16 protein-coding genes are annotated in these 13,891 nt (G+C 62.7%); all 16 read right to left on the bottom strand.

Features of this window, described 5'->3' with window-relative positions; genetic code table 11:
* Nucleotides 1-58: 58 nt before the first annotated feature.
* Nucleotides 59-439: a DUF6124 family protein gene (locus NWV16_RS10785; protein ID WP_260522987.1), complete on the bottom strand. Its 381-nt coding sequence runs from the start codon at nucleotides 437-439 to the stop codon at nucleotides 59-61.
* 1,033 nt (nucleotides 440-1,472) lie between these two features.
* Nucleotides 1,473-2,333: a CsgG/HfaB family protein gene (locus NWV16_RS10780; RefSeq protein WP_227235128.1), complete on the bottom strand. Its 861-nt coding sequence runs from the start codon at nucleotides 2,331-2,333 to the stop codon at nucleotides 1,473-1,475.
* Between the two features lie 29 nt (nucleotides 2,334-2,362).
* Complete coding sequence (locus tag NWV16_RS10775; protein WP_260522986.1) at nucleotides 2,363-2,794, bottom strand: curli assembly protein CsgF; 432 nt, start codon at nucleotides 2,792-2,794, stop codon at nucleotides 2,363-2,365.
* Nucleotides 2,791-3,183: a curli production assembly/transport protein CsgE gene (gene csgE / locus NWV16_RS10770; RefSeq protein WP_260522985.1), complete on the bottom strand. Its 393-nt coding sequence runs from the start codon at nucleotides 3,181-3,183 to the stop codon at nucleotides 2,791-2,793. Before csgE ends, NWV16_RS10775 begins: the two co-directional genes overlap by 4 nt.
* The gene (locus tag NWV16_RS10765) at nucleotides 3,180-3,731 is read right to left on the bottom strand and encodes a type II secretion system protein (protein WP_260522984.1); all 552 of its coding nucleotides are present in this window, start codon (nucleotides 3,729-3,731) and stop codon (nucleotides 3,180-3,182) included. The genes csgE and NWV16_RS10765 overlap by 4 nt, the downstream gene beginning before the upstream one ends.
* Complete coding sequence (locus tag NWV16_RS10760) at nucleotides 3,706-4,080, bottom strand: type II secretion system protein (protein WP_011333435.1); 375 nt, start codon at nucleotides 4,078-4,080, stop codon at nucleotides 3,706-3,708. Before NWV16_RS10760 ends, NWV16_RS10765 begins: the two co-directional genes overlap by 26 nt.
* Nucleotides 4,081-4,085: 5 nt before the next feature.
* Entirely contained in the window at nucleotides 4,086-4,559 is a 474-nt protein-coding gene (locus NWV16_RS10755; protein ID WP_007956136.1) for a type II secretion system protein, read from the bottom strand.
* A 2-nt stretch (nucleotides 4,560-4,561) separates the two neighbouring features.
* Nucleotides 4,562-6,409, bottom strand: a complete 1,848-nt coding sequence (locus NWV16_RS10750) for a secretin N-terminal domain-containing protein (protein WP_085698592.1) — start codon at nucleotides 6,407-6,409, stop codon at nucleotides 4,562-4,564.
* Nucleotides 6,406-6,924 carry a hypothetical protein gene (locus tag NWV16_RS10745; RefSeq protein ID WP_085698591.1) on the bottom strand — a complete coding sequence of 173 codons (519 nt, stop codon included), beginning with the start codon at nucleotides 6,922-6,924 and terminating at the stop codon, nucleotides 6,406-6,408. Before NWV16_RS10745 ends, NWV16_RS10750 begins: the two co-directional genes overlap by 4 nt.
* The gene (locus tag NWV16_RS10740; protein ID WP_085698590.1) at nucleotides 6,924-7,472 is read right to left on the bottom strand and encodes a GspMb/PilO family protein; all 549 of its coding nucleotides are present in this window, start codon (nucleotides 7,470-7,472) and stop codon (nucleotides 6,924-6,926) included. Before NWV16_RS10740 ends, NWV16_RS10745 begins: the two co-directional genes overlap by 1 nt.
* Complete coding sequence (locus NWV16_RS10735; protein WP_260522983.1) at nucleotides 7,459-8,004, bottom strand: PilN domain-containing protein; 546 nt, start codon at nucleotides 8,002-8,004, stop codon at nucleotides 7,459-7,461. The genes NWV16_RS10740 and NWV16_RS10735 overlap by 14 nt, the downstream gene beginning before the upstream one ends.
* Nucleotide 8,005: 1 nt before the next feature.
* Nucleotides 8,006-8,809 (bottom strand): hypothetical protein, encoded by an 804-nt coding sequence (locus NWV16_RS10730; protein WP_260522982.1) that lies wholly within the window; start codon nucleotides 8,807-8,809, stop codon nucleotides 8,006-8,008.
* Nucleotides 8,790-10,511, bottom strand: a complete 1,722-nt coding sequence (locus NWV16_RS10725) for a GspE/PulE family protein (protein WP_260522981.1) — start codon at nucleotides 10,509-10,511, stop codon at nucleotides 8,790-8,792. The genes NWV16_RS10730 and NWV16_RS10725 overlap by 20 nt, the downstream gene beginning before the upstream one ends.
* Nucleotides 10,512-10,594: 83 nt before the next feature.
* Complete coding sequence (locus NWV16_RS10720) at nucleotides 10,595-11,128, bottom strand: response regulator (protein WP_085698586.1); 534 nt, start codon at nucleotides 11,126-11,128, stop codon at nucleotides 10,595-10,597.
* A gap of 236 nt (nucleotides 11,129-11,364) precedes the next feature.
* On the bottom strand, nucleotides 11,365-12,318 hold the full coding sequence (locus NWV16_RS10715; RefSeq protein ID WP_260522980.1) for a peptidylprolyl isomerase: 954 nt from the start codon (nucleotides 12,316-12,318) through the stop codon (nucleotides 11,365-11,367).
* 15 nt (nucleotides 12,319-12,333) lie between these two features.
* A complete protein-coding gene (locus NWV16_RS10710) occupies nucleotides 12,334-13,884 on the bottom strand; it encodes an ABC transporter substrate-binding protein (protein WP_260522979.1) in 1,551 nt (516 codons plus the stop codon).
* Nucleotides 13,885-13,891 lie beyond the last annotated feature (7 nt).

The raw sequence follows: 13,891 nt of genomic DNA, 5'->3' as shown, positions 1-13,891 counted from the left end.
GAATGTGAAAAACGCGACCCATTGCCGGGTCGCGTTTTTTATTGGGGACGGTGCTTGATCAGTCTTTCAGCTCGACGTGATCCAAGGCCTGATTTACGGCCAGTTCACCCAGCATGAGGATCTGCGCGATACCCAGCGCGGTCTTGCGGTGGGCGGGGTCGAGGGTGGCGGCGAAGTTGTTGAGCATTTCGCTGGCAGAGCCCAGGGATTCGCTGGCGTTGGCGAGCAGGGATTCGGTGTTGTAGGCCGGGTTGGCGAAGTACATCGGGGCGGGTTCGTTGACGCTGCCCATGATGTGGGCGCCGGGGCAGAGGTAATGATCGAGGGCGCGTTCGGCGGCTTCGTGGAGTTTTCTGGAGTTGGTGGAGGTGTATGGGGAGGTTGGGTCGGTTTCGAGGTTGGATTGGGTTTCGGGTGGGTTGGGTGTTGGTTTTTTCATGGTCATTGCGTCCTCATTGATGATTGCAGCCGGCCCAATCGACTTCCAGGAAGAATGGGTGGCAGCCGTACGCAGGCTGGAAATCCGGGGAGAACGCGACCCGGCAGACATAAATGTCTCCCGCGCACAGCCGCCATAACAGCGTGCACACAATGAAGGTGCGCAAGCATACGTTATGAACAGCGTTTTCGCCTTCTCACATTCCCGGGTTTCCAGGCCCGGCCGCTGATTTGGCAGCGACCGAATCAGGCTAGAGCCCGCGCTTCCGATGGACAACCTGAAAACCTTGTGGGAAGGATCGCTGAAAAAGACACAACTTTTAAACATTCAAGAATGGAACGCGGAGCGTCCCGGGCTGCATTCCCGCGCGGAGCGTGGGAACGATCAAAGCAATTGGTCGGCTATCAGGCCGCCATCGCCAGCAGGCTGGCTCCCACAGAATGCAAAAGCAGTCTGCTTTCTGCTTTCTGCTTTCTGCTTTCTGCTTTCTGCTTCTCACCACTCAACACGATGAGCGTTAGCTCGAGTACCGCTTTTGATCTCAGGGCCCGTCGGAAGGCTGAGTGGAGGGATTGATCCGGGGGTGGGAGCGCAGCGACCGTGCGGCGCAGCCGCATGCATCGAGAGGAGGTGCAGCGAAGCAAACCGGAGGCGATGCCCCCGGATGAATACCGGAGCGAAGGAACCCGAGCCACAGCGAGGGCCGTACGTCAGGGTAGAGACCTTTTGGTTACTTTTGGGGCGTTTGCCAAAAGTGACCCGCCGTAAGGGCGGAACCCCAAGAAGCCATAACCGCAGCAACGGATATGTACTCAATCAGAAAGAACCCCACCGCCTGAGAAATAGCCATCGCCAGCAGGCTGGCTCCCACAGGGGGAACTGAGTACATCTGCCAGAGGATGGTCGGCTATAAGGCCGCCATCGCTGGCAAGCCAGCTCCCACAGGGTCCAGGTACATTGAAAATATCAACAGCTCCCACAATTTGAACCCGATACATCAGCCAGAACCTGGTCGGCCCAAAGGCCGCCACGTTCACTCCGCATCCGGATCAATCTTGTTCTGAGTCAGGTACCGATTCAAAACATCATCCTGCGAAGGCGTAGAAGCATCCCCCGCCACCTGCCACAACCGCCGCTCAATCCCCTGCGCCAGCAAATGCCCCACCGCCGCCTCGATCGCCGACAACACACAAAGCTGAGCCGGCTCATTGGTCGTGTACCCCGCCTCAGCCTCAAGCAACTTCTTGAACTCGATAAACTTGAACACCCCGGCACTGCGTGCCACCGAATAAATCGTCTTGCTGGTCATCACATTCGCCAACACCTGCCCGCTGCGCACATCCACCGCGCGCAAATTCACAGTCACCTGATCCACCCGATACTCCCGGGTCAGATCAATCCCCAGATACCGCGCCCCTTCCCCACCGCTGCGCACGTTGGTGTCGTAAGCGATGATCCCGCCCTCGAGCATCATGTTCGCCGCCTGCAACGGTGGCAGCTCACCCTGAATGTTCACCGGCGTATTCGGCTTCTTCTGCGACGCCCGAATGATCTTGCGTTCCGTCAGCAGGTTCTGCAGCCCTTCCCGCTCAAGCACCACAAACCAGCCACTGGCCTGCATCGCGTCCATCAGCATCGACGCCGCGCCCTGGGTCACGCTGGTGGAAAACGAACTCGCCGGCGTCGGTTTGTACTGCCCGGTCTGGTCACGGAAGCCGTACACCACCGCCATCAGCCGGCCCTTGGGTCGCGGCATTTTCAGCAAGTCGTAATAAGTCGAGGCCCTGGGGGTCAGGGTCGGGGTCTCGGTGTCCTGCTCGGCCGGCATCGGCTCGCGCAGACTGCACCCTTGTAATGCTGCCAACATCAGCCCTAGCGCAATTATTTTTTTCATGTCCATCACTCCCCGGAACCGTCATCCCGTCATGGATTGAGGCCGTTCACCTGAATTTCGGAAACTTCGCCACTCGCTCGGTCGGTCACTTCAATCGTGAGTGCCCCCGAGTCATCAACGACGTTGACGATAAAAGCGTCGGTAGACAGGCTCCCCGTGTTGCCGGTGGAGATGTTGTCCAGCAGTTGTCCCAGCAACCGCGACTGCAATTGACTGGTGAAACGTTCGAGTGCCGAGGTGCCGGCCACCGTCGAGCGCTTCTTGAGATCCGGATCGTCGTGGTCGTTTTGTGCCTGGGCGTTGTTGAGCAGCCAGGTGCCGTTGAGCGGGTTGCCGCCGAACGACGGGTTGACCGGCGTGTAGACCAGTTCGGTGGCCTGGACAGCAGCGGCGCTGGCAAGCCCGATCAACAACCCCGAGATCCAGAATGCGCTGCGCCGTGAGAACGTTGTCGTGTTCATAGTTCGTCCTTCTCAAGGTCGGTGGTGTCCTGCAACAGGGCTTCCAGCTTGCGCCGGACGACCTCCAGGCGAACCGAGTCGGCGGCCTCGTAGGCCTCGTCCTTCAGTTCCACGGTGTTCGGCGGCAGGAAGCGCCGATACACCAGGCGTTGTTGATATTCGACGGTCACAAGGCTGCCCCAGCGCGCGTCGGGGCGCTCGCGCACCACCAGGTTGAAATCCATGCGGCTGGTGTCGCGCAGGCGTTCGCTGAACGAGTAGTAAAAGTCGTGGCCGATGTGCGAGATCGTGTCGTCGACGATGAAGCCCATCATTTCGTCTTCCTCGCTGGCACTGGCGCAGGCCGCCGCTAGCGAGAGGATCAACACGCACCACCCTTTTGCGTTCATGGCTGCAACGCCTGCGGCAGGGCCGACTGGCCTTTGGCCGGCCCCCCGTTGCCGGAGCCGGTGCCATCGAGGAAGGCTTTCTCGGCCACGAACTGCCAGTCCGAATAACGCTGCATGCCTTCGAAATCCGACCACTGCGACGGGAAGTCCGCCTGCTTCAACGGCACCTCGGTGGAGGCACTGTTGATGCCGGTGATGCGCCCGTCGAAGCCGCGTTGCAGTGCCCATTCGCCGCCACCGATCGGGTCTGGATAGAGTTGGCGGATATGGTGACGCGCCTCGGGAAAACGCTCGTCATCGAGCAGGTCCACCAGTTCTTTCGGGTACTGCGCCAACCCCGGTGAACTGCGGTAGTAGCTGCGCAGCGCCTGGGCGTATTGGGTGCCGACCCACAGCAGTTGCTTCTCGCGATCGCGGCGCGACACGGTCGACCACAACTCGCCGGCACTGGCCAGACCCATGCCCATGATCACGATCAGGAACAGCACGCCCAGGTAGGTGAACCCGCCCTGCTCCGCGTGCTTACCACTCGGAATACTGGCTGCCATCGCGCGCCCTCCCGGTAGCTCCGCTCTTGATGTCGGCAACGCCGCCCGCCACGCCGTCCGGTGGAGCGATCAGCACCCATTGGTCATTGCGTTCGGTGATCGGGTCCAGCGGCGCGTTGCGCAGGTAACGCATCTCCACCAGTTGCTCGATGGAATCGGGATAGCGCCCGGTGTCGCCGTAGTAGTGATCCAGCGCCTCGCGCATGGCCGACAGGCTCTGGTGCAACGTGGTCTCTTTCGAGGCCTCGAGGCTGTTGAAGTAGCGCGGCAAGGCGATGGTCATCAGGGTCGCGATGATCGCCATCACCACCATCAGCTCGAGCAAGGTAAACCCCTTTTCCCGGCGCATGAGAGTCACCACTCGCGGTACGCGATGCCGTTGAGACCCTTGCCCCGGGCATGGGAGTAGACGTCGAACACGTCCTCGCCATCGCGCGGGTTCTGGGCCGAACTGTTGTAGGCCCGCAGGCCCCAACCGCCGTTGTCGTCACGCTTGGCCGGCACCAGCGGATCCCGCGGTATCCGGCGCAGAAAATAGAACTTCGCCCCCTTGGCGCTGCGCACATCGCGCACGCCTTCGACCAGCACTTTCAGGTTCGGCGGATAGCCGCTGCTGTTCAGGGACTTCTCGATGTAACCGGCATCGAAGGCACGCTTGTAGGCGTCGATGCCATCGCGAATCTGATACAGCGCGGTACGCAGTTCCTGCTCCTTGCCACGCCGTACCAGGGTTTCGGTCAGCGGCGCGGCCATGCCGGCCAGCAGGCCGATCAGGGCCAGCGTCACCACGACTTCGATCAAGGTAAAACCGCGCTGGGAGGCGTTCATGATCAAGGCTTCTCGACGGTAACGTGAGTGGTTGCCACGGCCGCTTCACCGACTGCACGAGGCTGCGCGGCAGGCGCTGGCATGGTGTAGTTCTGCGAACGGTCCGGCGCCTGAATGTGCATGCTGGTTTCGGTGCCGGTCGGGAATTCCATGTCCGACGGGCTCTGGTAAGGCAGGTTGCGCACGATCCGTGGGGTGATCGAGAGCACCAGTTCCGATTTGCCGATGGTGTCCTTGTTGCTGCCGAACAGCCGGCCCAGACCGGGAATGTCGCCGAGGCCCGGAATCTTGTTGCCGGTGGCGCCGTGGTCGTTGCGCATCAGGCCGGCGAGGATCTGGGTTTCGCCGTCATGCAGACGCAGCGAAGTCTGGGCGTTGCGGGTATCGACCTGCACCGGAATCGTCCCCTGGCGGGTCGGTTCCAGCGGTGTGGCGTTACTCACCTCCAGAGCAATCTTGATCGCCACTTCGTTATTCAGGTGCACGGTCGGCTGCACTTCGAGCTTTAGACCGACGTCGAGGTAGGTCACGCTTTCGGTGATCACCGGGCCTTGAGTCGAAGGCACCGAGGTGGCGCTGATGATCGGCACGCGCTGACCGATATGGATGCGCGCCTGTTCACGGTTGCTGACGCGGATCACCGGGCTGGCCAGGGTGTTGATGTCGTTGTCCTGGGCATTGATCTTCGCTTGCGGCGACGGCGAGATCGAAATCCGGCTGGAGTTGATGCCTTTCAGTTGATCGAGAATGGTCACCGCCGAACCGTCGCTGTTGACCACACCGAAGGTGTTCGGCCATTGCAGGCCGAGGTCGAGAATGCGCTGGGTGGCAACTTCCATCACTTCCACTTCCAGCACCACTTCGGGGTTGGACTGGTCTTGCGATTGCAGGAGTTTCTCGGCCATGCGCACCGCGTCTTCGGTGTCACGCATGGTCAGGGTGTTGAGGCGTTCGTCGACGAATACGTCGCGGGTCTTGAGCATGGTTTTGATCATGTTCAGCGCGGTGTTGGCGTCGATGCTGGTCAGGTAGAAGGTGCGCATCACCAGCTCTTGATAGTCCTTCAGCTTCTGCGGCGAGTCCGGAAAGATCAGCAAGGTGTTTTCGTTCACCACTTTCTGGTGCAACTGGTTCTGTTGCAGCAGCAGTTGCACGGCGTCTTCGATGCGCACGTCACGCACGAAGATCGTGGCTTTCATGTCCGGGCGCAGGTCCTTGTCGAAGATGAAGTTCAGGCCGGCGACCTGCGACAGCACTTCGAAAATGGTCTTGAGATTGGCGTCGCGAAATTCCAGGGTTACGGGGCGATCGAGTCGGGTGCGCAGTTGCGGGTACTGGACCACGTTGCGGCTCTGCACCAGACGAATATTGCCTTGCAGCTCCAGCGCGCCTTCGTTGGTCGGGTCGAGTTCGAGTACCTGTTTCACTTGGCGGTCGGCGCCGTAAATGTCACCCCGGCGCAGGTCGCCACGGGCCAGTTCGATCTTTTCGTCCATGCTGCGCAAGTATTCGAGCTGGCGCAGCGCGTCCTGGGCGCGGCGGTTGTTGGGCTCGATGGTCAGCACGCGGTTGTAGGCGGTACGCGCCGAAGCGAAATCGCGGCGGGCGCGGTCGGTGTCGCCGGAGGTCAACAGCGCAGTGATTGCCTTGGCCCGGCCGCTGTTGAGCAGCAGGTGCAACTCGGTGTCGCGCGGATTTTCCCGCAAGCCTTCCTCGATCCGAGCCAGGCCTGCCTCGTACTGCCCCTGATCGATCAGGTCGGCGGCTTCCTTGTTGGCGACCTGCGCGGAACTGCACGCGGCCAGCCCGGCACACAGGCCCAGGCTCATCAGCAAACGGGATCTGTTCATTGCGTACTCCCCACAGACAAGGTCTGCGACAAATGCAAAGGCAGGTAGACCAGGCTCAGTTCCAGATCGGAAATCGCCGCAATCTTCCAGGTGTCGTCGATCACATCCCCGCTGCGCACGACGTAGATTTTCTCGCCGTCCTGCAAAAACACCTGCAGGTCGCTGCGGTCATGCAGCCTGCCGACGAACTGGAACGGCACCGGTGGCAGGCTCGGGGCTTGCACCACCGGGGTCGGGTTGATCGCTTGTTCGGTGACCGTCGCCAAAGTCGGCGCGGCCTTCCAGGATTTGCTCGCAAACAGATCGCCGGCCGGGCTCAGGTCCTTGATCGGCGCCGCATTCGCCTTGGCGCTGCTGGCGGGCAAGGCGCCACGGGCAGTGGTTTTCGCCGGGCTGGCCACGGCAACTTCGGTCGAATCCGCCTCGTCGCTCGGCGAGAAATATTCCGGCAACCAGGCCAGCGCCGCCGCCACGCCGAAGAACGCCACCCAGCCGGTTATGCGTTTGCTGTCCATCACGACCTCGACAGATAGAGGGTCATACGGATCCGGCCGCTGAGGTCGGTGTCGGCGATTTTCTTGCGCTGAAACTCGACGTCCTCCACCACCACCGCCGGCAACTGGCCGAGCAAGGCATGCAGGAAGCGGCGCAGTTGCGGGTAGCTGCCGCGCACCGGCAACAGGATCTGGTAGCGCGCCAGATGCGTCTTGGGATCGACGCCGAGGGCGTATTCGCCGCGCGCCAGGGTGATGTGTTCCTGAGCGGCCAGGGCGTAGATGCGGTCGATGGCGACAGTGGCTTGCGGCTGGGCCGGCAGCTTGTTGCGAAAATCGTCGAGCTGACGTTGCGGCACCACGGGCGGCGCGATGCTGCCGTCCTCGACCCTGGCCAGGTATTCGCTGGCCTCTTGGGTTTGCTGGCTGAGCTGTTGCAGCGATTGCCAGCCCGGCAGCAAACCGCCGAGTGCCCAGGCAACCGTGACCAGCAGCAGCGCCAGTCCGGCCAGGCCTGGGACACCGAGACCTTGCAGGTACTCGTGAACGATCAGTCTAGGGATTCGCATCGCCCATCTCCCAAGTCGCCGACAGGTTGAATTGCACCGGTTGCTCCGGCGATTTGACGACGATTTCGTGGCTCAGCAGCGACACGTCGGACAGCTCGTCACTGGCTTCCAGCCGTTTGTGAAAATCCAGCATCGCTTGCAGATCCCGCGCCTCGGCGCTGATCCGCACCTGGCCCTTGCGTGCATCCGGGGTCAGGGTCAGCAAGGCGATGTCGTCGCGCGGCATGGCTTCGAGCATGGCGAACAGGCGCTCCCAGGGGCGACGCAGTTGCTGCGAGACCTTGCGCATTTCGGCGAGGTTCTGCGCCTGCTCGCGGGTTTCTGCCGGGCTCAGCGTGGTCTTGGCGCCGCTGTCGCCGGTGAGCTGGCGTTGGGTGTGTTGCAAGTGACCTTGCTGTTGTTCGGCCTGATCGTCGAGGTGCTGCTGCACGCCGAAGCACACCAGCGCAAGGAATACGCCGCCGCCGAACAGGCTCCAGCCCAACGGGCCGGAACGCGGACGAGGCTGGAAGTCGAGGTTCAAGGCGCGCATGTCAGGCCACCGCCCGGGACATGACGTACAAGGCGTCACGCACGGTCATCGATTCGTCTTCGAGGGTGCGCAGGTGCACCCCCGCCAAATCCGGTTGCGCATCGAGGCGTGCCGGGGCGTGCAGGTAAACGTTGAAGGCGCGTTCGCTGGTGGAAGCTTGCAATTGCCGTTCGCGACCGATCAGCGCGCTGAGTGCCGCGTCGCTGTCGCTGCCGCCCACCGAGCGCACCGACGACCAGCGCCCTTCCCTTGCCAGCAGCAACACGCTGCGTTGCGGTTCGGCGACAATGAACAGGAAGTCGCCGGCGTCGAGGCTTTTGTCGAAGCGGTTGAACGCGGTCATCAGGTACGGCTGCACCGAGCGCAGACGCAGGCCGCGACCCGCGACCAGCGTGCGCAGGCGTTCCAGCAAATCCTGCGGCAAGGCGCTGGCGATCCGGTCATGCCCGGCCGGCTCGGCCGACAGCACCAGACTCCACGGTTGGGTCGGTGCGCCGAACAGGTCTTCGAAGCACAACCGGGCGAAGCCGCGCAGTTCTTCAGGGCTGCTGATCTGTTCGCTCCAGGGCACCAGGCAAAAGCGGCTGAAATGGCCGGAGATCACCACCCTCAGCTCGGCACCGGCGCGGGTGTGTTCGCCGAGCAGACGGTCGAGGGTGTCCAGCGCCACCGCGTAGCTCTGGAAGCTTTCGTCGATGTAACCGACGCTGCCCAGCCACAGGGTGTCGCTGCCCCGGCGCTGGCCGAGGCCGACCCCGCTGGCGCCGAGCACGGCGATAAATTGATCACGCGATAAAAGTGACACGATTGATCTCCTCCAGCGTGGTCCGGCCGTGCTCCACCAGCTCCAGTGCCGATTCGCGCAACAGGCGCAAACCACGGGCGCAGGCCAGGGCTTTGATCTGGGTGATGGGTTGGCGCTCGACGATCATCTGCCGCAGTTCGTCGTCCAGATGCAGCAGCTCGGCAATCGCCGTCCGACCGCGATAGCCACTGCCGCGGCAGTGGCCGCAGCCTTTGCCGTGGACGAAGCGGTAGTGATCGACTTGCTGTGGATCGAGGCCCGAGGCACGCAGCTCTTCATCGCTCGGGTTGACCGGTGTGCTGCAACTGCTGCACACCAGCCGAATCAGGCGCTGGGCGAGAATCGCGTTGAGCGCCGAGACCAGACTGTAAGGGTCGATTTCCATCTGGGTAAACCGGCCGATCACGTCGAATACGTTGTTGGCGTGAATGGTGGTGAACACCAGGTGCCCGGTGAGTGCCGATTGCACGGCGATCTGCGCGGTGTCCGGGTCGCGGATCTCGCCGACCATGATCTTGTCCGGGTCGTGACGCAGGATCGAGCGCAGGCCACGGGCGAAGGTCAGACCCTTCTTCTCGTTGACCGGAATTTGCAAGACGCCCGGCAGCTGATATTCCACCGGGTCTTCGATGGTGATGATCTTGTCCACACCGTGGTTGATCTCGGTGATCATCGCGTACAGCGTGGTGGTCTTGCCGCTGCCGGTGGGGCCGGTCACCAGCACCATGCCGTAGGGTTCGGCAGCCAGACGGCGCAGTTGACGCAGGGTTTCGTCTTCAAAGCCCAGCGCCTGAAGTTGTACGCCGCAGACCTTGTCGGCCAGGTCCTGTTTGTCCAGCACCCGCAGCACCGCGTCTTCGCCGAAGATGCTCGGCATGATCGACACCCGAAAGTCGATCTGCCGGCCGCTGATGCCGATCTTGAAGCGACCGTCCTGGGGCACGCGTTTTTCGCCGATGTCCAGTTCGGCCATGACCTTTACCCGGGAAATCACCTGCTCGGCGAACTCGCTGCCCTGGATCTTGCCGATGTTGTTCAGCACGCCGTCGATCCGGTACTTGATCACCAGGCCATGGCCGGTGGTGCCGAGGTGGATGTCGCTGGCGTGCATTTTCAACGCGTCGTACAGGGTCGAGTTGACCAGTTTCACCACCACGCTCGAGTCTTCGCTGATGCTGGTCAGCGACAGGCTTTGCAGGGTATCGGTCTCGCTGCCGGCATCGGCCTGGGCGTTGAGCGATTCGACGGCGTGGAAGCTTTCTTCGTGGCGGGCCAGATAGGCCTTGAGGTCGTCGGCGTGCACCAGGTACAGCGGCGCGCCGTGCAGGCATTCGTCGATCCAGGCCAGGCGCGACGTGTCGAAGGGGTCGGCGAACACGCCGATGACTTCGTCGTTGTGGCGCAGCAGGATGAATTCACGTTTGAGGCATTGCGCGAGGGTAACCCGGTCGAACACCGGAGTCGCCAGAAACAGCGTGTCGGTGTCGAGCACCGGGTAATGCAGGGTGGCGCCAAGGCTGGCAATGAACGGCATCGGCGCCAGCTCACAGAGCACGGCCAGTGCATCGAGCACCCGCTCCCCGGAAGTGCTGGCCCGTGCCCGGGCCTGAGCCAGTTGCTCACTGGAAAAGCGTGGCGGGGTCTGTGCCTCCTGTGGAGGAGTGACCGACAGCGGTTCGACGACAACGGACAGACGATCCATGGCTTGCTCTCCAACAACCGGGGCTTGAGGCCCTGACGGCGCGGGAGGCGGGTTCGGCGAGTGCCGGAACGTCTATCGCGCCATTACTCCCCGGTGAGCATTTGATCGTCGTCCGGTGCCATGGCCTCCGACCGGTTTCGTCGGCGGTCCGCCAGCACCCAACTGCCATCGTACAACTGCAACGGGAAGCTCTCGGTCCTGCTCTGGCGTCGTTCGACGAAGCCTTCGGATGGGCTCGCACCGGGTTTCTCTTCGCGCTGGATCCCCAGAAGGTCACAGACAGCTCGGGCCAGTTCCGCCAGTGGAAACGGTTTGAACAGGATGTGACTGACCCCCAGTTGCCGCGCCCGCTCACAGACTTCAGCGGTCGGGTGACCCGTTATCAGCACGAAATGACACGTCCTGTTCTGGCGGACCGCGTCGAGCACCTCGAACCCTTCCATATCGGGCAAGCGGTAATCGAACACCAGCACGTCGGGGGCGAAAGTCTCGGCCAGGCCGATTCCCTCTGCGCCGTCATGTGCAATCCGGACTTCCAGCCCTTGCGCCGACAGATAATCCTGAAGGTTCTGTGCAAGCAGCTGTTCGTCTTCGACAACCAGTACTTTGTTAACCAAGGTGGACTCCCTGAAACCTCAAGTGCCGGCAATTGAAATTCAATGACCCGAACCTGCTGGAGTGCGCCTCACAAGAGGTAACGCACACTTCATGCCAGGCTGAGTGCCGGTAATTTTTTGTCTTCATGTCCTTGAATTGAATGGAAATGCCCGCTCGTCCCGGTACCCCGTTCCCCAGAAACGGGGAAGCACCTGAATGGGCATCGAAGCCATTCCCCACTTTTGGGGGGGAACCTTCAGTCGTCGTCAATTCGTTCGATCCTGTTCTCTGCCCGCAACTGCGCGAGCACCTGACGACGAGCCTGGGTCTGTTGTTGCCGGGCGAGGTACGCCCTGACTGTTTCCAGCCCTTGCTCCTCTGGGACATCGGCCGCCTCCTTGTGGTTCTCGACAAAAATCAAATGCCAGCCGAATGGTGTACGCACCGCCTCGCTGACTTCGCCAGGCTTGAGGGCAAACGCCGCCGTTTCGAAGGCCGGCACCATTTGCCCACGGGCGAAATACCCCAGGTCCCCGCCCTGGCGGCCGGTGACATCTTCCGATCCCGATTGGGCGACGCTAGCAAAGGTTTGCCCCTCAGCGATAGCCGCCCGCATTTGCATCAAGCGTAGCCGCGCCGCTTCAACCGTGGCGGCGTCGGCATCGCCGGCAACCTTGATCAGAATGTGCCGGGCCTGCACCTGCTCCGGCGCGCCCATTTCAGCGCGGTGTTCTTCAAAGAAAGCCCGCACCGTTTGCTCGTCCGGGGCCTGGACCTGGGTCAGCTCGGCGAACATCCGCTGCGCCGCCAGTTCGCGGTGGGTGTACTCGGTGAACGAGGCCTCGTCGAAACCGGCGTCTTGCAAACGCTGGAGGAATTTATCGGTGCCACCGATCGCGGTACGGGTCTGCTCGACCTGATCGCGCACCGTTTGCTCATCGATCCTGACCCCGCGCTTGCGCGATTCCTGCCAGAGCAGTTCCTTGTCGATCAACGCATCCAGCGCGGCCTGCCGCAGTTGTTTATAGGCCTTCGGGTTGCGGATGCTCGCCACCGCGCGGCCTTGATCTTCCAGGTACTCGGCGAAATAGCGTTCCAGGCGAAACCCGGAAATCGCCTCGCCGTTGACCCGGGCGGCCACCGGTTCATCGTTCGCCAGCGCCACCGACAACCAGCCTGTCAGCAGCAAACACAGGGTTTTGAGCTTCATGATCAGGGCCTCCGGTCAGGGCGTGGCAATAATCGGTTTGTAGGGAGCGACCAGGTAAAAACGCTGGTCGGGCAAGTCAACGGTGACCACGTGCGCCCCGCTCAGGCCCGATCGTCGGCCGGGGCCGAAGCTCAGGCGCGGGGTCAGGCCGGTGTCGAAGTCGTGCAGGCCTTCGAGCGCCGCCACCAGTTTTTCGCGGCTGGCGTCGCGGCCGGCCTGCTTCATGCCTTCGCTGAACAACAGCATCGAGGCGTAAGCGCCGACTTGCAGCACCGCGTGCCGGGCGCCGAGGCCCTGCTGTTCGCGCAACAGCGTCAGCGCCATGCGCCCGGCCTGGCTCCAGTCGCTGGGCACGAACGGATACGCCAGAAACACTCGCCGGGAAAATCCCTCCGGCACTTGCAGCAGATCTCCCGCCACCTGGCTCGATGCGGCAAACAGATAAGGCACCTGCCCGGCATTCTGCAATCCGGTCGCCAGCCGACTGAAACCACCGCCGCTGCCCAGGTAAAACACCGAGCGCGAGCCCAGCGGCAAGCTGTCCGCCGTCGGGTCGTAAGTCTGCAGATGGACTTTTTGCCAGCCGTGTTCCTGCAGATAACGACCGAGGGTCTGTGCCGCCAGCACTTGCGCCGGATCATCGGGATAGGCAATCAGCGTCGGCCCTTGCAGCACTCGCAGGCTGGCGGTGGCGTAGTCGGCCAGCGCGATCAGCTGCTCGCGCAATCCCGGCAACGGTTCGAAAATCTGCGGGCTGGCCTGCACCGGACCGAGCAGCGACATGGCCCCGATCAATGGCACGCCGGACTGTTCCAGGCGCGGCGCCAGTTCGCTGTCCAGTGCCGGGGCCAGCGGTGCGATCAGGGCGAAAACTTTCTCCTCCTCGATCAGCCGTTGCAGGGCCCGTTCAGCACTCGCGCGATCCGGGCCGGGATCGGCCACGCTCAGACGCAACTGCCGGCCGTGAATGCCGCCGGCCTGATTGATCCGCGCCACGCTGCCGTTGAGCACCGCCGCGATGGTTGCGCCCTCCTCGGCCAGCGGCCCCTGGCTGGGCAGCAAGGTGCCCAGGTGCAAGGTCTGGTCATCAAGCCCCGGATCGCGGTCATCGGCCAGGCGTTTGAGGTACGCGGTGAGGTTGCGTTGATCCTTCATCGACAGCAGAAAGCGCGGCATGCTCGGGTCGAGGCGATTGTTGCCGGGGTCGCGGCCCTGCTGGATCACCTGCGCCAGACTGCTCTCGGTGTAAGCCGGGTAATGGCGGCCATTGATTTGCTGCTGACCGTGGACGCTGGTCAGCCGCGACCAGTTGAGTTCCGGCGGACGCACCCCGCCTTCGGGCCGACCGAGACCGTCGGCGCCGTGGCAGTTGGCGCACGGCAGGCTGGTGGCCGGCAGCAACACATCCGCCGCGCCGACCCGCGCCATGATCGGTTCGCCGCTGGCGGACAAACCTTCGCGGTACAGGCGCTTGCCGGCGCTTTCTTCATCGGTCAGCGGCAACGCGGCCGCGCCGAGGCTGACGCCAGCGAGCAGGATAAGGGCGAGGACGCGGCCGAGGTTCATGGCGCAG

Origin of the sequence: Pseudomonas sp. BW7P1 (genome assembly GCF_024981055.1) — a bacterium.
Taxonomy (GTDB): domain Bacteria; phylum Pseudomonadota; class Gammaproteobacteria; order Pseudomonadales; family Pseudomonadaceae; genus Aquipseudomonas; species Aquipseudomonas bananamidigenes.
Note: the sequence above shows the minus strand (reverse complement) of the source record. Positions and strands in the feature narration are given on the sequence as shown.